Source organism: Providencia burhodogranariea DSM 19968, assembly GCF_000314855.2.
In the GTDB taxonomy this organism is placed as follows: domain Bacteria; phylum Pseudomonadota; class Gammaproteobacteria; order Enterobacterales; family Enterobacteriaceae; genus Providencia; species Providencia burhodogranariea.
This window is the reverse complement of sequence record NZ_KB233222.1, coordinates 1,479,368-1,500,887: the sequence shown is the minus strand read 5'-3', so window position 1 is coordinate 1,500,887 and position 21,520 is coordinate 1,479,368. Positions and strand designations below refer to the sequence as shown.

Below are 21,520 nucleotides of genomic sequence, written 5' to 3'. Positions count from 1 at the left end.
CGTTTAACTGCGGTTATTATGCTATTAACTATTCTTGTGATTAGATAAAGAAAAAAGGTTAACAAAATCAAAACGAGGCATTGTCGCCTAGCGTCTTAAGTCTCCACAATTTAGAGTAGGAGATGATGTCAATAAAAGGTATTGGTGATGAAAAGAACATTAATAGCAATTGTATTTGCATTTGTAGTTACTGGATGTGATAACAAATCCGATGCTCCATTCGGTTTAAAGTGGGGTCAACCAGTGGATAGCATCAGTTTTATTAAACAAGATGATTGCCAGAAAGAAGCGGATGTGATGACGTGTAAGTTTACTAACCAAGAGCCATTTAATCCGTGGTCTTGGTCAAATGAATTACAGTTTGACCGTAATGGGTTAGCGCAAATCAAGATATCGATAGTGGGTACAGATGGTTACTCTCCAAGTTTTGATAATTTTAAGGATAATTTACATGATGAACTCAAGTTTTTGTCCGAAAATGGATTTAACAAGGAATCAATCGCAAAAATAGAACAGAGATGTGAAGAAGAAGCATCTTGCGATGGAACTAGTGAAATGGGGCAAACAAATGTTGGCGAGGCTAATATATGGCTCACAACGTTTCCATCAAGTGCAACCCCAGTAGGTATAGTCACAATCTCAAAAAATAATTTAAACTAATTACAAGACTGAATTATCCCTGCCATTCGGTAGGGGTATACTACTTTTGATAATAACCTTATCTAACTGACATTGCTGAATTTTTATGATTAAACTAAATTTATATATTGAGTTTGAAGGTGAAATCGCTTTTGTGATGGCAGATACCAAAAATGATTTTGCTATATCTGATAGCAATAAACAACTGACGGAACAATGGACAGAATGTAGGAAAAAATAATTCTAGCTAAATTGCCCAAACACCAGAAGGATTATTGATCGTTAGGACAGAAAAATAAAAGAGGCGAAATTGGTATAAATAGGGCTTCAAAAGTAAAGTAGATACAGAAGGCGACGTGGAATTAGAAGCCGTTCAATGATGAACGGCTTCAATTAAATGTTTTAATACATAATGGTTAATATATAACCAACGAATAATGCGAGTAGGGAAGCACCATTCAGGCTATTTGTTCTGCCAGAAGAGAATGAAATATGGCATAAAATGAGGGTGGTACTTAGAATCACTATTTGTGGTAATTCAAGACCAAAAACTATTTCCTGATCTGTTAGTACTGAAATTAAAACAACAGCGGGAACAGTTAATGAGATAGTCGCTAGTATAGAACCGAAAAAGATATTCATAGCGCGCTGTACTTGGTTTAGTAAAACAGCTTTGATCGCGCCGAGTCCTTCTGGTGATAGAATTAATAAGGCAATCAGAAAACCTGTGAATTGTTTTGGTGCTTCAACAGTTGTTAATAAGAAATCGAGGTTATCTGCATTGAGTTTTGTGACAGCAATAACTGCAACTAAGTGTATTATTAACCAGAATGCGTGACGCCAATTGCTATGACTAGATGGCTTTCCATGATGAGGGTCACCGTCATCACTGTCATCTTCATATTCATAGACAAATAATTGTTTATGTGTCCTTGTTTGTATTATTAAAAACACAAAGTACATTAAAGCAGATATACAAGCTAAAATGATAGATAAAGATTTATCAACGCCGTTGTCAAGTAAGGAGCTTGGGAATACAAGTATCAGTATTGCTAAAGGAATAATCGCAATTAAGTACTGCTTAATTCCAGCCAAATTGACATACTGTGTCGCAAATTTATATCCACCTAATAGAAGAGAAAAACCGACTAACCCGGTCATTACAATCATCATGATGGAATATAGCGTATCTCTCATTAACTCAGGCTCGGAACTGCCTGTTGCCATTAATGCGGAAATTAAACCCACTTCAAGAATAACGACAGATAGGCTGAGAATTAATGATCCGTAAGGTTCGCCCAATCGATGAGCAAGAACATCTGCATGTCTTACTACGCTAAATGCACTGGAAAGGATGGCAACTAATGATATTAAATTAATAGCAATTGATAGTGTTAATGACTCTGGTGTGCTATTCAAATAAAGATAAATTATAATAATTACAGGGAGTAATAGCGAATATTCTTTATGTCGTGTTTTTGGCATTGATATTTTCATAATTAACCCGATTGCTTGTGTTAACTATAATAGTACCTTAAATTCTATTAATTCATCCAGCCTCAAATTTAATGTTTTTGTCAATATGCCAATTTAGGTTTATTTTTTCATTATTATATTTGCGTAAATTCTTTATGATTTTCATTAATCATCGTATTACATTTTTATGTTTACCATAAGTAACCCCAATATGGCGCCATACGTTAAATCGTAAGGTATGCAAGGTATATATTAGCTCCTCATATAATCCATGCTTTCAATTCTCAGATAAGTTAATAGTATCCATTCGATACTGATATGCAACGCGAATTATTTTGGGTAAATTGCCAGATTTTTATGTTACCTATTAATTTCTTTCTTAGATGACTATTTGTTTCTTTATGTATCATTTTGTAAAAATAAGTAATTAAGACCTGTCCTTTTAATGAATATGGCATGGTTTACACTTCAAAAAAGATAGGTAATATAAAATGAAGACTGAAGTTATCGTTATACGTTTAACCAAGCAAGAAAGAGCTGAGTTAGATGCAAAAAAAACAAAACCAATCCTTTCAGAGTGGCTTAAAGAGCTAGCGTTTGCAGCACCAAGTAATGAAAGTGGGTCTTCAAAAGAATCTAAATAGTTTATGAGGGTGACAAAAATGATTACCATTAGCATTGCAATCAGTAGTGCACTCTCTGAAATGGATAATATTAAACTTAACTATCTGTAATATAAGAATTATTAAAAAGGATATTAAATTTGTCTGATAGGAAAATTATTATCCCATCGTCCATGCAAAATTTAGCTAAACGAGCGGGTTACGCACCAGCTGTTATGGTTGGTAATACGGTTTACTGTGCAGGGCAAGTTGGGCGTACAGAAGATTTGAATGTGATTTTAGATCCTAAAGCTCAGTTTATTGCGTGTTGGGAGAATTTACGTATTGTTCTCGAAGCGGCAGGATGCTCTTTTCAAGATGTAGTTGAAATGACAACTTATCATGTTGATATGAAAAAGCATATGGATATATTTCGTGATGTTAAAGATACAACTTTTCCTCGAGGTCATTGTGCTTGGACATGTATCGGAGTTTCTGAACTAGCTCACTCAGGGTTACTCGTTGAAATTAAATGCATTGCAATTAAACAATCATCAACAACAAGCTAGGTCTATATTTATATATCGGTAAGTAAGTGGATTTGGGTTTATGACTAAATTAGCTACATAAAAGAGCACATTATTATATTGTTGTCATCTCAATCAATCGGTGCAGTAAAATAAGCAGTAAAGTTCAACAATCCTAAGATATTATGACCTTAACGTTTATTTTTCAGCACTGATCTAATGAAAGATTTACAGTCCATATAATAAGGGCTATGTTTAATTGTACTTACTTCACTAAAGAGGCTTCCATAATGAAACTCTATCTTTATGATCATTGTCCATTTTGTGTTCGTGCTAGAATGATTTTTGGTTTTAAAAATCTGGATGTCGAGTCGATATTTTTGATGGATAATGACAATGAAACGCCCACTAAGATGATTGGTCGTAAAATGCTGCCTATCTTACAAAAAGAGGATGGGAGTTACTTACCAGAAAGTTTAGATATTGTGCACTATGTTGACGGCTTAGCTGAACCAAAAATTGCAGAAAATCCAGTTTCACCTGAAATTGAAAAATGGTATAACGCTGTTTCAGATACTATCTATCAGCTTGTTGTACCACGTTTTACTCAAGCAAACTTCCCAGAAATAAACACACCTGAAGCGAGAGCTGCTTATGTTGCGCGTGAAGAGCGAGTGTTTGGTGATCTGAGTATTTTATTGAAAGAAACACATACTTTAATTGTTGAGCTTGAACCACATATGGATACTTTAGATATATGGTTAGATCAGCGTGAAGACACTATTAATATTGATGATTTTATTATCTTTCCAGTATTACGTAGCTTATCAATTGTTAATGATTTACCTTTCAGTACGACAATACTTAAATATATGGAAAACATTTCTAAAACAACAGGTGTTAATTTATTATTCGACCAAGCACGATAAAACAAAAGGGTGTAGGTTTATTAACGGTGCTTTTATAGCGACTCATTGAAACTACCTCGTTGGGTCATACGCTGATACGTCTTGTGATCAAAGCTTCATTCAAAATCATTTAGCGCACACAACAAAACCCCATTATTAATAGATAATAATGGGGTTTATTTTGAGCGTTATTATGGTAGCGTCAATGATTATTGATAAATCAATTTTGCTAATTTACATAATCTTTTAAGGTATAAACAAGCTTAGAACGACCTTGTGATAAGGTTAACTTTTGGTCATTATATGAAATAACTGCGCCATCAGTTAGCATGCGTTTTATCAGTCCATCCCATTTTGATAAATCTTCATCAACACATTCTAGTTCTGTTTTTGACAAATGCTTAACCGTCAAAGCTGCGTTATTGATTCGTCCCATACCGTTAAAATCATTACACATTGTCGCGGAGACAAACATTTTTTCGCCAAATGATATTGTTGGGGTGCTTGCTTTACCAATAATATGCTCCCCGTCAATTTCGGTTAAAACAAAGTTGTGATGCATTAATTGTTGTTCAGTCACATTATCATTGTTGTCCGCATTAACATTCTGTGTTTGGCAAGCTGCTAACAATAACCCTAACAGTGTTAAAGGAATTACCCGTTTCATCATAACTTGTCTCTATTAAGCTTTTACTATATTAGGGCAAGCATCACCATCGATGAGTTGACGGATATTTCCTAAAGTCGTTTCACTGATACTGGTCAGTGCTTCATCGGTTAAAAAGGCTTGGTGCCCAGTAAACAGCACATTATGACATGATGAAAGTCGGCGGAAAATATCATCTTGAATGACATCGTTAGATTTATCTTCAAAGAAAAGCTCACGTTCATTTTCATAAACATCCATACCTAATGAGCCAATCTTCTGTGCTTTAAGTGCATTAATTGCGGCAACTGAATCGATAAGGGCGCCACGACTGGTATTGATGATCATCACACCATTTTTCATTTTATTAAAGGCAACTTCATTTAATAAATGGTGATTCTCTGAAGTGAGTGGGCAGTGTAATGAAATAATATCGGCATTCTCATATAGAGTATCTAAATCGACATATTCAGCGCCTAAATCAAGAACAGCTTGGTTTGGGTATGGGTCATGAGCTAATAAACGCATACCAAAGCCTTTGAGAATACGAAGAGTTGCTTGGCCAATCTTGCCAGTACCAATGATACCGGCAGTACGGTTATGCATATTAAAGCCAGTTAAGCCTTCTAGTGAGAAATTCGCATCACGAGTGCGTTGATATGCGCGATGGATCCTGCGATTAAGGCATAGCATCATACCCACAGCGTGCTCGGCGACAGCTTCTGGAGAATAAGCGGGAACGCGAACGATTTGAATACCAAGTTCTTCGGCGGCAACCAAATCGACATTATTAAACCCTGCACAACGTAATGCAAGAATACCGATATTGAGTGCTGCAAGTTCTTCTAAGACTTCACGGCTTGCATCATCATTAACAAAAATGCAAACAGCATCAGCCCCAACAGCATTTTTTGCTGTTTGTACCGTTAATGGAAAATCAAAGTATTCGATGTCAAAATCAAATGCGGATCCTCGATTGACTTGATCCATATGTTTGCGATCATACTGCTTAGTACTATAAGAAACGATTTTCATCTAAGAAACTCCGTGTACTATTTAGAAATTAGGAACCTGAAATAAGTTGGTAGTTCAAATAAGTTGCTACCAAGAACTCAGGTCAGAATAAGATAATTATTACTGTAAATCACTAAATAAATGACGAAAATTACCTTTGTTGATGCGATGTTCTTTATTATAGCCAGTTAATGGCAAGTGATAGATTGCTTTGATTAATAACTACCAACAATAGTAATTAGTATATACTCGTCAGACTTAAAGTGATATGGCGTGCAATATAGATAGAATGCAGCTGTTTTTTCTCTAATTCATGTCTTTTGCGCTAATATTCAACTTAAATTATTTTGAGTATAGATCAAATAAGGAAGCGGTTTAATGAAAAGGGCACTTAAAATATTACTCTTAGGCATTGGGGGATGTTTTGTGCTCTTATGTGTTTTATGGGTGACGCTCACCCGTTGGATCCCTATTGTTGCAAAAGCATATTTACCTGAGAATGTGTCATTATCATTTAGTCAGCCAGTATTTAGCCATAACCAATTAACCATTGATACCATACAGTTGAAAGCGAGTGATTGTTTATGGTTTGATGCTAAAAATAGCCGATTTTCTTTTTTTCCACTACATTTGAGTATTCATCAATTTACTGAAGATAATCGCTGTTTAAATGAATTACCTGCTCAGGGGCAAAACGATAGTTCGCCACTTTCAGTTTCAGATATAATCAGTAATTTGCCGACATTTTCACTTGTTATTGATGATATAACGGTATCACCTTGGTCAGATTACCAAGGTAGTCTCTGGCTTCATCGTAATAATAAAACGCCCCTTGCCTTAGATTATCGAGGCGATAAATTATCTCTTTCCGCCCATATTACCGCGAATAATCAACTCATCATCGAAAGCCTTTCGGCTCAATTACCGCAGCAAGAACAACGAATAAATTTGAATGGCGAGCTGGCTTTACCATTAACGACCGATACCTTGCCTGAAAATGGTGTGATAACGACTGCGTTTGCATTGACCCAGTCGAAAAAGTTACTTAATGCAAAATTTGAATGGCAGCATGATAAAGGGACATTTACTGTTTTTGATACGCACACAGGAATGGAAATTGTGCATCTCCCTTGGCAAATTGCACCGCAAAAAATCAATATTATCGATGGGCGCTGGTACTGGGAGGAAAAAGGTCTTCCTTTACAAGGCGGTGTTTCGCTGCAAGTCGACAATTGGAATACTGGTCTTGCTGACATGATAATTAGTGGACGCATGAATATGGTGACCGAAGCTCGAAAAGGGAAAGCCAATCTCGTGCTAACGCTGCTACCAAGTAAAATTAATTTGTTGTTTGCCGATATTAGCTTTAGGTTAAATGGGCTGCTTAAATATGATGACATGGTGCTGGATATCAATTTACCGGCGCAAATCTCAAGTCAATTAGTTTCCCCGACAGTTACTTTCCAACCAGGATCACTTTTGAGAGCTTATGGTCGAGTTTCTCCAACGCTATTATTAGAAGAAGCGCGTTTACCTCTTGCTGGGACATCATTGAGTGCTGAAGGGATATCAGGAAGATTACAAGCTATCTTAAAAGTGAAGGAACGCTACTGGGGCAACTTTGCCGTTCATTTAGATGGTCAAGCAAACAAATTTTCTAAAGATAAAGGCAAATGGTTTTGGAATTATTGGGGTAATGCTCAACTTCCATCACTTGCGGCGCGTTGGGATATTCAAGGACGAGGTAGCTGGCAGGATACATTGATTACGCTAAACACGCTAAATACTGGGTTTGATCAAATAAAATATGGTTTGCTATCAATGACCACGACACGGCTAGTGTTGACTAAACCATTAATGTGGCAGCGAAATACCAGTAAAGAAAATTTTGAAGGCGCATTGCAGCTTACCAGTAATCGTATGCAATTTGGGGCAGCTAGCTATTTACCTAAAATAACAGTAAATGCAGATGTTACAGGCAAATCGCCAACCGATTTTCAACTAAAAGCAGATCTCAGCACCAAAGATGTTGGGCCGATCGTTATTTTCAGCCGCTGGGATGGTGAACGGTTGAGAGGAAATGCGCGTTGGCCGGAACAATCAGTTAATGCATTTCAGACATTAATTCCTATTGATTTGGGGATTACACTACGAGAAGGGAAACTCTTTTCTCAAGCTGCATTTTCTATTGCTCCAAAAACAGGGTTTATTGCTGGAGGGCATTGGCGAGTTGAAAATACCCGTTTATGGCTAGAAGATGGTGAAGTGAGAGGGCTCAACTTTGTTTTACCGTGGAAACTGCAAAATAGCATGTGGACCTTAGGAGGCAAATCGCCAGTTAAATTACGCATCAAGCAGTTGACAAACTTATTTGAATTAACCGATATTCGAGCAGATTTGTCAGGTACTTACCCACCAACAGAATCGATGCCGTTAAATCTTAGTGAGGTTGGTTTTAATTTGTTGGGTGGTGAAGTGAAATTAGATTTACTACGTTGGCCACAACAACAGGCGGCGACAATCAGACTTCACCAAATTGATTTGAGTCAGTTATTTACCATACTGAAGGTGAGTCAATTTGCTGTTTCAGGCAAAGTGGATGGTGAGCTTCCTTTTTATCTTGATAATCCCGAATCGATTGTGAAAGATGGTTGGATGGAAAATAGTGGGCCGCTGGCTTTACGCCTTGATCCTCAATTTGTTGAATCTATTAAAGCAGATAATATTTCAGCCGGATCTGCGATAGGTTGGTTACAGTATTTGGAAATATCTCGAAGCCGTACAGATGTCAATATAACTAATTTAGGGTTATTAACGATGAAGACCCTTCTTGAAGGTTTTAATTCTCAAGAAACTAAAAAACGAGAAGTACATCTGAACTATACGCACGAAGAGAATATATTCCAATTATGGCGCAGTTTACGTTTTGGCAGCAATTTGGAAGAGTGGCTGGAAAAAAATCTATAAAGGAATAAGAGTGAAAATACTAACCACGAGCACATTCACATTAATGGCTATAATGTTGACGGGATGTTTAAGAGTTGAAGTAGCAACACCGGATAAGCCAATTAACATCAATATGAATGTGAAAATTGAGCATGAAATACAAATTAAAGCTGACAGGCAGGTCGAAGATTTGTTGAAAGAAAATAGTGACCTTTTTGGTAAGGTAGACGCTAAATGAAATACGTTCATCAAGCTATCATAGTATTGAGTTTGTCTATTTCTTCTGCATTCGCGTTAACAGTGGATGAAGCGAAAACCCAAGGACTGGTAGGTGAAACATTATCGGGGTATTTGGCTATCGTAAATACCAACAATGCGGTTGCCACCGAATTAGTGAATGATATTAATCACGAACGAGAAGCAAAATACGGTGAAATTGCTAAAAAAAATAATCTACAAACTCGTGAGGTAGGAAGAATAGCAGGGCAAAAACTGATTGAACGAGCAAGGACTGGCGAATATGTACGTGGTATTAATGGTCAATGGTTAAAGAAAAAGTAATGTACGCACAATTAGAGTCGTGCGTACTATTGAGTATCTATTCAAAGCAAGATTTTGTGATTTAAGCGATTGCTGTATCAATTGATTGACGAGCAAGCAGTTGTGCTTTTTCTGCAAATTCTGCACCTAATGCGGTGCCTTCAGCAAAAATAAACTCGATATGTTGATACCAACAAAATTAAGAAAAAGTGTCGAATACGGTACCATAGTATCGATAGGGGTATCTTTATGGATACCACCTCGGCTGGTTAACACGAATGCACGCTTGTTTTCGATCAATCCAACAGGACCTTGTTCAGTATATTTAAATGTTTCCCCTGATCTGGCGATAAAATCGAAGTCATTTTTTAACTGGGAGGGGAGCGAAAAATCGCACATAGGGCTGGTGATCACAATAACATCATGTTGTTTTAATTCGTTGATAAGCTGATTTGATAGTGCTAAATATGCTTCTTGTTGCTGAGTTTTGCTGCTCCCAGGCGCGAAAGCTGCTAGAATTTTGGCATCAATTGCTGGAATTAGGTTGTTGACTAAATCGTGTACAGTTATGCTGTCCGCTGGTTTTTTTCCTGTCACTGTTCAATAAAGTAGTCTGCCATTTTATTGCTGTGAGAATAGTCTGCCAGAATACTTGATTTCAACAATAATACTTTACTCATTATTTAACCTTAGAACTGATTGAAAACATATTGCTAATTATTATATAGCCACTGATTATCATTGATATAAAGAAAATTAGACAACTTAAGTCAAAGAAACTGATGATAGTCTTTTTTGTTCTAAAAATAGACAAAAACTAGCCCTAATTCTCGTTGCAATTTTAGCGTGGTTAGATCCATTAAATTGCATGAAATAGTATAAATAATAAGGATTTAAAGAGTGAAATCCATGCTGACGGCCTTAGAAGCGGATATTGGACAAACTTCATTACGTGACCAGTGGTTGCTGAAAAAACGTCTCCAAGGAGCAGCTAAAATTCGTGATGAAAAATCTCGAGTTGCTGTGCTGAATACGATAAAAGTAGATATTGAGACTGCAAAGCAAAAAGTTGCCAGTAAACTGCTTAACCCACCTAAAATCATTTATCCTGAAAACCTCCCTGTTAGCCAGAAAAGACAGGTAATCTATGATGCGATAAAACAACATCAAGTCGTTATTATTGCGGGAGAAACGGGATCAGGGAAAACGACACAAATCCCTAAAATATGCCTAGAGCTTGGTCGAGGTGTAAAGGGTCTTATTGGTCATACGCAGCCAAGAAGATTGGCAGCGCGTGCTGTTGCTACACGTTTAGCGCAAGAGCTTGAAAGTGAATTAGGCACGACGGTTGGTTATAAAGTGCGCTTTAGCGACCAAGTTGGTGATAATACACAAGTCAAACTAATGACTGATGGTATTTTGCTCGCAGAATTACAAAATGACAAACTACTACTACAGTACGATACGATCATTATTGATGAAGCCCATGAACGTAGTTTAAATATTGATTTTATATTGGGTTATCTGCGTCAATTACTGATAAAGCGGCCCGATCTCAAAGTTATTATTACCTCGGCAACCATCGACCCTGAGCGTTTTTCACGCCATTTTAATCATGCACCTATTGTTGAAGTATCAGGTCGTACTTATCCAGTTGAAGTTCGATATCGCCCAATCATAGGCGTTGATAATGACAGTGATAGGGACCAAATAGACGGTATCATCGATGCGGTTAATGAACTGGGGCATGAAAGCCAAGGTGATATTCTTATTTTCATGAGTGGTGAACGTGAAATTCGAGATACAGCAGACGCCTTGTCTAAATTGCAATTACGGCACACAGAGATCTTGCCTTTATTTGCAAGATTGTCGAATAGCGAACAAAACCGAATTTTCCATCCTCATGGTGGCCGACGTATTATTTTAGCGACTAACGTTGCTGAAACCTCGTTGACTGTACCGGGTATTAAATATGTTATTGATACTGGATACGCCAGGATAAGTCGTTATAGCTTTAGAACCAAAGTTCAGCGTCTTCCGGTCGAAGCTATTTCTCAAGCATCAGCAAATCAGCGTAAAGGCCGTTGTGGTCGTGTATCTGATGGTATCTGCATCCGTTTATATTCTGAGGAGGATTTTTTAGGACGTCCAGAATTTACCGATCCTGAAATCTTAAGAACCAACCTTGCTTCTGTTATCTTGCAAATGACTTCAATTGGTTTGGGAGATATTGGTGCATTCCCATTTGTTGAAGCGCCAGATAAACGGAATATCCAAGATGGGGTGAAGTTGCTCGAAGAGTTAGGTGCGATCAAATCCCATAAAGAAACAGAGCGTGGGTATATTCTGACTGATGTTGGGCGTCAATTAGCACAATTACCTGTCGATCCACGTCTTGCCCGTATGGTGATAGAGGCGAGAAAACAGGGCGCTGTTCGTGAAGCAATGGTTATTGTTGCAGCTCTATCCATTCAAGATCCAAGAGAACGCCCGTTAGATAAACAGCAAGCCTCAGATGAGAAGCATCGTCGGTTCCACGATAAGCAATCAGACTTTTTGTCGTTTCTTAATTTATGGAATTACTTAAAAGAACAGCAAGACATTTTATCGAATGCTCAATTTAGGAAAATGTGTCGGCAAGATTTTTTGAATTATTTACGTATTCGAGAATGGCAAGATCTCTACACTCAATTACGACAAGTTGTTAAAGAGCAAGGCTTCCCTGTTAATAGTGTAGAAGCAGATTTCCGTGGTATTCATGTTTCATTGCTTGCAGGTTTGTTGTCTCATATCGGGCAAAAAGATGTCGAAAAGCCTGAGTTCACAGGGGCAAGAAATGCGAGATTTACCATCTTCCCTGGTTCTGGGTTATTTAAAAAACCACCTAAATGGGCAATGGTAGCTGAACTTGTTGAAACATCGAAATTATGGGGAAGGGTTGCAGCATCTATTGAGCCAGAATGGATTGAGCCGTTAGCACAACACCTTATTAAACATCATTATAGCGAGCCACATTGGTCAAAGTCGCAAGGTGCTGTCATGGCATCTGAAAAGGTGACCTTATATGGGTTACCGATTGTTGCGGCACGTCAAATTAATTATGGCGAAATAGATCCCCTATTATGTCGTGAATTATTTATTCGCCATGCTTTGGTTGAAGGTGATTGGGTTACTAGGCATGCTTTCTTTAGGGAAAACCGTAAATTATTAGCCGAAATAGAAGACTTAGAGCATAAATCCCGACGTAGAGATATTCTCGTCGACGATGAAACGCTGTTTGTGTTTTATGATCAACGGATCCCAAATGACGTGATCTCCTCACGTCATTTTGATAGTTGGTGGAAAAACGCCTCGAAACAACAGCCTGATTTGCTTAATTTTGAAAAAAATATGCTGATTAAGGAAGATGCGGCGAATGTTTCATTACTTGATTACCCTAACCATTGGTATCAAGGTGAGCTTAAGTTCCGTTTAAGCTATCAGTTTGAACCCGGGACAGATGCAGATGGCGTCACAGTTCATATTCCACTTGCGATACTCAATCAGGTTCAAAATACTGGCTTTGATTGGCAAGTACCGGGTTTACGTCAAGAGCTTGTGATCGCGTTGATTAAATCACTGCCTAAGCCTATTCGCCGTAACTTTGTGCCAGCACCTAATTATGCTTCAGCATTCCTTGAGCGGGTGGCCACGCCTGATGGCAGTATTCTGGATAAACTTGAGCGTGAATTGCGTCGAATGACCGGTGTCACCGTGGATCGCGAGTCTTGGCAACTAGACCAGCTTCCAGTCCACTTAAGAATGAATTACCGTGTTGTTAATGAGAAGAATAAAACAATTGCTGAAGGTCAAGACCTTGATGCATTAAAAAATAGCTTAAAGGAGAAAGTTCAAGAGACACTTTCTGAAGTCGTCGACGATGGTATCGAGCAAAATGGTCTGCATATCTGGAGCTTCGGTGAGTTACCTCAGCGCTATGAGCAAAAACGTGGCGGTTATTCAGTAAAAGCTTACCCCGCCTTAGTTGATGAAAAAAATAGTGTAGGGATACGCGTTTTTGAAACCGAGTTTGAACAACAGCAAGCCATGTGGGGGGGAGTACGTCGGCTATTATTATTAAATATTCCATCTCCGATTAAGTATTTACATGAGAAATTACCCAATAAATCTAAGCTTGGGTTGTATTTCAATCCATATGGCAAGGTTTTAGAGTTAATTGATGATTGTATTGCCTGCGGTATAGATCAACTTATTGCCAAATATGGTGGGCCTGTTTGGAATGAAGAAGGCTTTAGCAAGTTACAAGATTTCGTACGCGCTGAGCTCAATGATGCTGTTGTACAAATTGCTAAACAAGTTGAACAGATACTGACAGCTGTATTTGCAATCAATAAACATTTGAAAGGGCGGGTTGATTTTTCAATGGCAATGGCGCTTTCCGACATTAAAGGACAGTTGTCTGGTTTAGTATTCAAAGGCTTTGTGACGGCCCATAGCTGGAAACGTCTTCCTGATGTGCTGCGCTATTTGAATGGTATTGAACGCCGATTTGAAAAACTGGCTATTGATCCGAATAAAGACCGAGCTCAAATGAATAAAGTAGAACATGTCACTAATATGTGGCAACAATGGAAAGCAAAGCTGACTCCTGCTCAACAATTATTACCAGAAGTACAAGACATTCGTTGGATGATTGAGGAGTTGCGCATCAGCTTATTTGCACAGCAGCTTGGAACGCCTTATCCAATCTCAGATAAACGGATCATTCAATCGATGGATAGCCTTGCTCAGAAACTCTAATGTTTATGAGCAAAATATAAAGATCACAATCAAAAAACACCCCAAATGCTGTTTTCAACTTAGGGGTGTTTTTTATTAATGAATACAGTTTAAATATAATGTGAACTGTTTTATTCGATAAATATGTTTCAATCGGTCAGATAAATTAATTGTCTATGACAAATCATACTTATGAATTCTATCGATGGATTCTAATATATTCACGCACTTTGTTTTAGTTACAACATACTATCTATGTTATAAAAATATAAACTCATGTAACATCTGAGTCAAATACAATAGCCAAATTCAAAACAAGCTCGCTAGTTGATGAAGGGAACAATTGAGTACTTATTTAATAATTAACCTAATTAACTATAAAAAGTAAAGCATAATAAATAATAAGAAATTTCTGTTCGTCCATGAATGAGCTGGCTTTTATGGCGAGGTAACGTAATAATTTGGATGCGAGATAACAAGGGGGAGCGAAAAGTAAAGTTTTTGATAGCTAGTGGGTTTATTTACTTTTTTATAATGGGGATTTGAATGATGCTATAATTATTTTAAATAATGGTGACTGAAAAGAGTATCATGATAAAGATGTAATCAACTGAAAAAATAGAATTATTCTTGAATTCTCACGCTATGAAAAATATTTTCCACCAAAAAACGTGACATGTCACTACAACATAATTATCAACAAAATCGCATTTTCACCATCTTATTACGATCGCCTCGTTCACGCCCATAACGGAAATAGAATTATATCTTCATCTTATTGGGAGAGGGTTTACAGGCGACTAACTAAATTCATGTTAATAATATTTTCGCTGATGTCTTAAGTTTATTTAAGGTTAAATAATTACTTTTAATTGGTCATATTGCTAGTTCATTTGTGCATTAGCGGCTTCAATCACTGAAACAATGAATTGATTCGGGTAGCCCTTAGTTCATAACCAATGTATATGTTGAATGCCTTGGAGGACAGGACATATTAAACGCCCTCCAAGAAAAACGCACTAGATAAGATAATAGGTTGCAGGGATAGCACCAACAAAAATAATAAAAGCAGTAATTTTTTCGAACAATTTTAACGGTACTTGTTTTGATTGTTGTGAACGAGCGTATAAGAATACTAAAATACCTGGAGCATATAGTACAACAGATAACAGCAGATTAAGAATGCCTGACGCATAAAGCAACCATAACCCGTAAATACTTGCAACTAAACCGACCATAAGTAATGGTTTATTATGCCGTTCGAACGCAACCTTCATTAAAAAAGCGCCCACTAAAAAGTAAGGGACAAGTATCATCTCGGAAGCAATGGTTAGCAAGGTGTTGTAGTTACTGCCACTTAACCAGATTAGTACTAATGAGAGCTGTACAGCTGCGTTAGTCAACCATAAAGATGAAGAGGGGGCATCATTCTTATTTAGCTTATTAAATATTTTTGGAAACGACTGATGCTGCGCTGCGATATAGGGAACTTCCGCAGCCATAATCGTCCAACTGAGATAGGCACCACATACCGAAATAATCAGACCAGCAGCAATGATTATTTCACCACTTGAACCAATCAAGCTGACCATCAAAGTGGCCATTGATGGGTTTTTGATTTCAGCCAACTCAGCTCTAGGCATAATACCTAATGAAAGTAGCGTAACTAGTATATAAATTATCAATGCTGAGCTGACAGCGAAAATAGTTGCAAGCCCAACATCACGGCGATTTCTAGCTCGAGCAGAAACGACAACTGCACCTTCGATGCCAATAAATACCCATAAGGTAATTAACATGGTATTTTTTACTTGCTCCCAGACCGGTACTTCAAGGGAAATACCGCTAAAATCAGCATCAAAAATATCAAGTTTGAAAGCTAAAAAGGCCAGAACGATAAATAACCCGAGAGGAATTAATTTAGCCATCGTTGCGAGTTTGTTGATACCCGCCGCTGTTTGTACACCGCGTAAAACTAAATAATGAACAAACCATAGTAAAATGGATTCACCAATCAAAGCTTGCCAAGTATTGCCATCACCAAAAATAACGTTGTCGGAAGTATCAGTAAAAAAGCTGATCGCAGCAAAGACAATCACTAAGTAAGAGACGTTAGCAATAACAGCGCATAGCCAGTATCCCCATGCAGAACAAAATCCTACCAGTTCACCAAAACCTTCTTTTGCATAGGTGAATATACCGCCATCAAGGTCGGGGCGAATTCGTGATAGTAGCAGCAACGAAAATGCCAAGAATAGAATACCAACACCCGTAATCGACCAGCCAATAATCAATGCTAAAGGGCTGGCTACTTCAGCCATATTCTGTGGGAGGCTAAAGACACCAGCTCCTACCATTGAGCTAAGTACGAGTGCAGTGAGTGCAGTAAGACTGAGTGTGTGTTTCAATGTATATCCTGGTTATTCTGCAATCATAGGTTAAATTAACGTTAAATCTAAAATTTTTATGTGTAATTAAACTAGTTAATTTTCAAATTATAGAGTGTTCATCTGTTAGTTCAGAAAAGAGGGTGAATTCTACGAATGAAACGGCGGATATGCAATGGGAAACTATGCACTTTGTTGAGATTTTTATTCAGTTATGTCGTCAGCTGAATAAGCTTGATTGATTCGAACAATTATAATCACAAATGAGATTTTGCGTTATATATATTGCCTTAAGAATTTGGCCAAAGTCATGGGTTAACACGGTTAAAATCGTGAATTTATATCAATCCAATTTTCGATGTGGTGCAACATTAAAATGCCCATCATTGATAATCAATTTTGCTCAGAGATTAATATAGCGTTTGGCATTATCTAAAAGAAAAAACCCTTGTCAGCATAAAACTTACAAGGGCATTTAATTAAGCCAGTCTTTTGAGGCTCAGACCAGCTAGTAGATTGTCATTATTTGAATAAGTCGGCGCTGATAGTAACACTACCACCATTAGACTGCCATTCACGTGTGATATGGTAGTATTTTGCACCTTTTGCTTCAGCGCGTTTCGCGACTTGATAACGAACTTCTGGTGTGTTGGTGTAATAACCAGAAAATGTCACTGAATCAAATGGAACCATTTGAGCTGCGGCCATTTTATTAATTTCTTCAATAACATAACCATTTGGTAACGTGACGCTAGTTTTTCCTGGGGCACTGCTTGAAGTTTCAAAGAAACGTCCAACAGCAACAGTAGGCTCTTCAGATGAAGCTACACCTGGAATACGCACTTTTTTAGCCGCTTCGCCACCTTCAGCTAGCAATGCACGACCAGCGTCCGAGTCAGCTGGCACAACAGCTTCTTCAAGTTGGACTTTACGTTTAGGAGCATCTTTTTTATAAACATATGCGGTTGCAAGAGTATTGCCGCCATCGTTCAGTGCAATATTACGAACGATATAGAATGAGGCAGCATCTTTCTCTTTTGCTTTTTTCGCTAGAGCTTCATAAAGGTCAGGCTGAGAAGAGTAGAAGCCACTGACAGTAACCGCATCAAATGGCTCAAATTGAGCTGCATCTTCTTTAGTCATTTCCTCAACGCCACCAAATACGCGACGTTTATTTTCTTCCGCAGGCTTAGCATCCTTTTGGTAAAGGTCTGCTACAACGCGCATATTACCGCTATCACCTACATCATCAAGGCTTTGGATATAAAAAGCGTAAGCGCCTTCTTTGTCAGCTTTACGGGAGACTGCATCTGATGCTTCGTAAATGGCATTAAAGCGCCCGGTAACTGTTATGCGTTCATAAGGTTTTAACTCTTCGGCCTGCTTTGGCGTCAGTTCAACAGCTGCCTGTACCGCAGTAATACTCGTTAATGACAACACCGCGGCTGCGATGGCTGTGGTTTTCAGCTTCATACAAAATCCTTCCGACTTGCGCAATTTATTATAAAAGTGCTGAATCTTAGTTGTATCACATGTACCTGATTATTACACGTAACCAATCGAGTTGTCTCATGATTTTATTTTTATAAGAAATAAATAATCATTGACTAGTCATATTTACCATAATTTTTAGGCTATCCAGTATTTTATTGACCTAAAACTAAGATTTCCATTGTAGATTCCATTTACTGTTTAAGAATCGATATAAATTATGGATCAAAATGCTTATTTTCAGTAGCTTATTAGAACGCTTTACAACTATTTTGGTTAAAACTAAGACTTTTCCATCGAAAATGACCAGTCTTTAGTAAACTTAATAAATACAACATTACTTTAAGCTTTAAAAAAGGGAACATTATGCGTATTGGTATACCAAGAGAAAAACTTGCCAATGAAGCTCGTGTTGCTGCTACACCTTCGACTGTAACTCAACTACTTAAGTTAGGTTTTAGTGTTTGTATCGAAAGGGATGCAGGGCATTTAGCCAGTTTTGATGATGTGGCTTATGAGCAAGTCGGCGCTGAAATTGTTGATCGTGATACCGCATTTGCGGCGGATATTGTATTTAAAGTGAATGCTCCATTTGATGATGAAATCCCATTACTCAAAGAAGGCGCAACGCTAGTAAGTTTTATCTGGCCTGCTCAAAATGCTGAATTGATGGATGAATTAAAAGCAAGAAACATCAATGTGATGGCAATGGATGCGGTACCACGTATCTCCCGAGCCCAGTCACTTGATGCATTAAGCTCAATGGCAAATATTGCAGGTTATCGAGCGATTGTTGAAGCGGCTCATGAGTTTGGTCGCTTTTTCACAGGGCAAATTACGGCTGCGGGTAAAGTACCACCAGCAAAAGTGATGATCATTGGTGCGGGTGTCGCAGGTTTAGCTGCGATTGGTGCAGCAGGTAGCCTAGGGGCGATTGTTCGGGCGTTTGATACTCGCCCAGAAGTTAAAGAACAAGTTCAGAGTATGGGTGCTGAATTTCTTGAATTAGATTTTAAGGAAGAAGCGGGCAGTGGCGATGGTTACGCGAAAGTGATGTCTGAAGCTTTTATTAAGGCGGAAATGGCATTATTTTCTGCGCAAGCACAAGAAGTTGACATCATCGTGACAACAGCCTTAATTCCGGGACGTCCTGCACCTAAATTGATTACCAAAGAAATGGTTGAATCGATGAAACCGGGTAGTGTGATTGTTGATTTAGCGGCTCAAACGGGTGGAAACTGCGAGTTAACTGAAGCTGATAAGTTAGTGGTAACAAAGAATGGCGTGAAAATCATCGGTTATACTGATTTACCAAGCCGTTTACCAACGCAATCATCACAGTTATATGGCACAAACCTTGTTAACTTGATGAAATTGCTGTGTAAAGAGAAGAATGGCGAAATCGATATTGATTTTGATGATTTAGTGATCCGCGGTGTTACTGTAATCAAACAAGGTGAAATTACTTGGCCTGCACCACCCATTCAAGTATCTGCTCAGCCGCAAGCGAAGCCTCAAGCGATTGAGAAAGCGAAAGCGCCTGAGAAGAAAAAGATGTCGCCTGTAACCAAATACGGGTTAATGGCTTTAGCGATTATTTTATTCGGTTGGTTTGCAAACTCAGCACCAAAAGAGTTTTTATCGCACTTTACTGTATTTGCGCTTGCTTGTGTTGTTGGTTACTACGTTGTCTGGAACGTTTCACATGCATTACATACACCGTTGATGTCTGTAACGAACGCTATTTCCGGCATTATTGTTGTTGGGGCGGTATTGCAGATCGGTAGTGGAGGATGGGTTAGTTTCTTATCTTTTATTGCTATATTGATCGCAAGTATCAATATTTTCGGTGGGTTTACTGTTACCCAGCGTATGTTAAAAATGTTTCGTAAAGGATAAGGGGTAACTTATGTTGTCTAGTGGAATTGTGACAGCAGCATACATTGTTGCTGCTATCCTATTTATTTTCAGTCTAGCAGGACTATCTCGCCATGAGAGCTCTCAACGGGGTAATAGCTATGGTATAGCAGGGATGGCAATTGCTTTAATTGCAACAATCCTTGGCCCAGATAGCGCGAATATTGGCTGGATGATAGTCGCGATGGTTATTGGTGCAGTGATTGGTATCCGTTTAGCAAAAAAAGTTGAAATGACTGAAATGCCGGAACTGGTTGCTATTTTACATAGTTTCGTTGGTTTAGCTGCAGTATTAGTTGGTTTCAATAGCTTTATTGCGAGTGAAGGCCATGTTGATGCCGTTATGGAGAATATTCATTTAACGGAAGTTTTCCTTGGTATTTTCATTGGCGCAGTGACCTTTACTGGTTCGATTGTTGCCTATGGTAAGCTATCAGGAAAAATGTCATCAAAACCATTAGCGCTGCCAAATCGTCATAAATTAAATTTAGCAGCGTTAGTTGTTTCATTTATTTTATTAATCATTTTTGTGAAAACTGAAAGCGTTGGCTTGCAAGTTTTCACCATGTTGATTATGACAATAATTGCATTAGCGTTTGGTTGGCATTTAGTCGCTTCAATTGGTGGCGCTGATATGCCTGTTGTTGTTTCGATGCTGAACTCTTATTCAGGTTGGGCCGCTGCGGCGGCTGGTTTCATGTTAAGCAATGACCTGTTAATTGTTACTGGTGCATTAGTCGGTTCTTCAGGTGCTATTCTGTCTTATATTATGTGTAAGGCGATGAACCGTTCATTCTTCAGTGTTATCGCAGGTGGCTTTGGTACAGATGGCACATCTACCGGCAATGCTGAAGAAATGGGTGAATATCGTGAAACAACAGCGGAAGATGTTGCTGAATTATTGAAAAATTCCACTTCTGTTATTATCACTCCGGGTTATGGTTTGGCTGTTGCTCAGGCACAATATCCTGTTCATGATATTACGGCTAAGCTACGTGAACGTGGTATCAAAGTTCGTTTTGGTATTCATCCGGTTGCAGGTCGTTTGCCGGGTCATATGAACGTTCTATTAGCTGAAGCAAAAGTACCTTATGACATCGTACTGGAAATGGATGAAATCAATGATGATTTCACTGATACAGATACTGTACTGGTTATTGGTGCTAACGATACAGTTAACCCAGCAGCACAAGAAGATCCAGGTAGTCCAATTGCAGGTATGCCAGTTCTTGAAGTTTGGAAAGCGAGCAATGTCATTGTGTTTAAACGCTCGATGAATACCGGATATGCAGGTGTTCAAAACCCATTATTCTTCAAAGAAAATACCCAGATGTTATTTGGTGATGCCAAAGCTAGTGTGGATGCAATTTTGAAAGCGCTGTAATTATTAATTACTTCTGATTATTTAAAGCCCTGTTTTCAGGGCTTTATTCTATCTACTACATCGTATTTTCTTGTTATTTCTATATCTGAATATCGGATTAATATAATATTAATAATGACATTGAGTGCGGGTTTTATGGTATCGAATTTGGCATTATTTATTAGCTAGTTGGGGGCAGAATAAAATTATTGTTTTTTGTAAATAACTGCGTTTAAATCAAAATATATTTATTCTTGATATTATTAATTAAAATGATTTTCACCT

At 38.1% G+C, this 21,520-nt stretch carries 15 protein-coding genes and 1 pseudogene; 10 read left to right on the top strand and 6 right to left on the bottom strand.

Translation table 11 applies throughout. The features are described 5' to 3' along the window. Nucleotides 1–147 precede the first annotated feature (147 nt). Nucleotides 148–660 (top strand): membrane lipoprotein lipid attachment site-containing protein, encoded by a 513-nt coding sequence (locus tag OOA_RS06320; RefSeq protein WP_008911309.1) that lies wholly within the window; start codon nt 148–150, stop codon nt 658–660. 381 nt (nt 661–1,041) lie between these two features. Here the strand turns inward: OOA_RS06320 and chaA are convergent, their stop codons facing one another. Next, nucleotides 1,042–2,136, bottom strand: coding sequence for a sodium-potassium/proton antiporter ChaA (chaA, locus tag OOA_RS06315; RefSeq protein WP_419177159.1), 1,095 nt, complete (start codon nt 2,134–2,136; stop codon nt 1,042–1,044). Nucleotides 2,137–2,606: 470 nt separating this feature from the next. Between chaA and OOA_RS06310 the strand changes: the two genes are divergently transcribed. The 3 genes from OOA_RS06310 to grxB all read left to right on the top strand — a co-directional run bounded on the left by OOA_RS06310 (nt 2,607) and on the right by grxB (nt 4,173). Continuing rightward, on the top strand, nt 2,607–2,759 hold the full coding sequence (locus OOA_RS06310) for a hypothetical protein (protein WP_040690847.1): 153 nt from the start codon (nt 2,607–2,609) through the stop codon (nt 2,757–2,759). A gap of 119 nt (nt 2,760–2,878) precedes the next feature. Then, nucleotides 2,879–3,286, top strand: coding sequence for a RidA family protein (locus OOA_RS06305; protein ID WP_040690845.1), 408 nt, complete (start codon nt 2,879–2,881; stop codon nt 3,284–3,286). A gap of 248 nt (nt 3,287–3,534) precedes the next feature. After that, nucleotides 3,535–4,173 (top strand): glutaredoxin 2, encoded by a 639-nt coding sequence (grxB, locus tag OOA_RS06300; RefSeq protein ID WP_008911306.1) that lies wholly within the window; start codon nt 3,535–3,537, stop codon nt 4,171–4,173. Nucleotides 4,174–4,381: 208 nt separating this feature from the next. Here grxB and OOA_RS06295 read toward each other — a convergent pair whose 3' ends face one another. After that, nucleotides 4,382–4,822 carry an META domain-containing protein gene (locus tag OOA_RS06295; RefSeq protein WP_008911305.1) on the bottom strand — a complete coding sequence of 147 codons (441 nt, stop codon included), beginning with the start codon at nt 4,820–4,822 and terminating at the stop codon, nt 4,382–4,384. A 12-nt stretch (nt 4,823–4,834) separates the two neighbouring features. Continuing rightward, complete coding sequence (locus tag OOA_RS06290; RefSeq protein ID WP_008911304.1) at nt 4,835–5,833, bottom strand: 2-hydroxyacid dehydrogenase; 999 nt, start codon at nt 5,831–5,833, stop codon at nt 4,835–4,837. Nucleotides 5,834–6,190: 357 nt separating this feature from the next. Here OOA_RS06290 and OOA_RS06285 point away from each other — a divergent pair, with 357 nt between their 5' ends. The 3 genes from OOA_RS06285 to OOA_RS06275 are packed head-to-tail and all read left to right on the top strand — an operon-like array spanning nt 6,191 to nt 9,319. Continuing rightward, nucleotides 6,191–8,779: a YdbH family protein gene (locus OOA_RS06285; RefSeq protein WP_008911303.1), complete on the top strand. Its 2,589-nt coding sequence runs from the start codon at nt 6,191–6,193 to the stop codon at nt 8,777–8,779. 43 nt (nt 8,780–8,822) lie between these two features. Further along, nucleotides 8,823–8,996: a YnbE family lipoprotein gene (locus OOA_RS06280; RefSeq protein WP_071524230.1), complete on the top strand. Its 174-nt coding sequence runs from the start codon at nt 8,823–8,825 to the stop codon at nt 8,994–8,996. Then, nucleotides 8,993–9,319, top strand: a complete 327-nt coding sequence (locus tag OOA_RS06275) for a YdbL family probable chaperone protein (RefSeq protein ID WP_008911301.1) — start codon at nt 8,993–8,995, stop codon at nt 9,317–9,319. Before OOA_RS06280 ends, OOA_RS06275 begins: the two co-directional genes overlap by 4 nt. Nucleotides 9,320–9,380: 61 nt before the next feature. Here the strand turns inward: OOA_RS06275 and OOA_RS06270 are convergent. Further along, nucleotides 9,381–9,978: pseudogene (locus OOA_RS06270) on the bottom strand (NAD(P)H-dependent oxidoreductase). 229 nt (nt 9,979–10,207) lie between these two features. Here OOA_RS06270 and hrpA point away from each other — a divergent pair. Continuing rightward, a complete protein-coding gene (hrpA, locus tag OOA_RS06265) occupies nt 10,208–14,098 on the top strand; it encodes an ATP-dependent RNA helicase HrpA (protein ID WP_008911299.1) in 3,891 nt (1,296 codons plus the stop codon). Between the two features lie 998 nt (nt 14,099–15,096). Here hrpA and OOA_RS06260 read toward each other — a convergent pair. After that, nucleotides 15,097–16,434, bottom strand: a complete 1,338-nt coding sequence (locus OOA_RS06260; RefSeq protein WP_419177165.1) for an amino acid permease — start codon at nt 16,432–16,434, stop codon at nt 15,097–15,099. Nucleotides 16,435–16,986: 552 nt separating this feature from the next. Continuing rightward, entirely contained in the window at nt 16,987–17,937 is a 951-nt protein-coding gene (gene ydgH / locus OOA_RS06255; protein WP_008911297.1) for a DUF1471 family protein YdgH, read from the bottom strand. A 384-nt stretch (nt 17,938–18,321) separates the two neighbouring features. Here ydgH and pntA point away from each other — a divergent pair, with 384 nt between their 5' ends. Together pntA and pntB are read left to right on the top strand one after the other, a co-directional pair. Then, nucleotides 18,322–19,854 (top strand): Re/Si-specific NAD(P)(+) transhydrogenase subunit alpha, encoded by a 1,533-nt coding sequence (gene pntA, locus OOA_RS06250; protein ID WP_008911296.1) that lies wholly within the window; start codon nt 18,322–18,324, stop codon nt 19,852–19,854. 13 nt (nt 19,855–19,867) lie between these two features. Then, nucleotides 19,868–21,256 carry a Re/Si-specific NAD(P)(+) transhydrogenase subunit beta gene (gene pntB / locus OOA_RS06245; protein WP_008911295.1) on the top strand — a complete coding sequence of 463 codons (1,389 nt, stop codon included), beginning with the start codon at nt 19,868–19,870 and terminating at the stop codon, nt 21,254–21,256. Nucleotides 21,257–21,520: the final 264 nt, after the last annotated feature.

Bases quoted from the DNA above. Each gene is read 5' to 3' on its own strand.
- OOA_RS06260 (WP_419177165.1), bottom strand. From the start codon at position 16,434: ATGGTAGGAGCTGGTGTCTTTAGCCTCCCACAGAATATGGCTGAAGTA.
- hrpA (WP_008911299.1), top strand. From the start codon at position 10,208: ATGCTGACGGCCTTAGAAGCGGATATTGGACAAACTTCATTACGTGAC.
- OOA_RS06310 (WP_040690847.1), top strand. From the start codon at position 2,607: ATGAAGACTGAAGTTATCGTTATACGTTTAACCAAGCAAGAAAGAGCT.
- chaA (WP_419177159.1), bottom strand. From the start codon at position 2,136: ATGAAAATATCAATGCCAAAAACACGACATAAAGAATATTCGCTATTA.
- pntA (WP_008911296.1), top strand. From the start codon at position 18,322: ATGCGTATTGGTATACCAAGAGAAAAACTTGCCAATGAAGCTCGTGTT.
- ydgH (WP_008911297.1), bottom strand. From the start codon at position 17,937: ATGAAGCTGAAAACCACAGCCATCGCAGCCGCGGTGTTGTCATTAACG.
- OOA_RS06285 (WP_008911303.1), top strand. From the start codon at position 6,191: ATGAAAAGGGCACTTAAAATATTACTCTTAGGCATTGGGGGATGTTTT.
- grxB (WP_008911306.1), top strand. From the start codon at position 3,535: ATGAAACTCTATCTTTATGATCATTGTCCATTTTGTGTTCGTGCTAGA.
- OOA_RS06320 (WP_008911309.1), top strand. From the start codon at position 148: ATGAAAAGAACATTAATAGCAATTGTATTTGCATTTGTAGTTACTGGA.
- OOA_RS06280 (WP_071524230.1), top strand. From the start codon at position 8,823: ATGGCTATAATGTTGACGGGATGTTTAAGAGTTGAAGTAGCAACACCG.
- OOA_RS06295 (WP_008911305.1), bottom strand. From the start codon at position 4,822: ATGATGAAACGGGTAATTCCTTTAACACTGTTAGGGTTATTGTTAGCA.
- OOA_RS06275 (WP_008911301.1), top strand. From the start codon at position 8,993: ATGAAATACGTTCATCAAGCTATCATAGTATTGAGTTTGTCTATTTCT.
- OOA_RS06290 (WP_008911304.1), bottom strand. From the start codon at position 5,833: ATGAAAATCGTTTCTTATAGTACTAAGCAGTATGATCGCAAACATATG.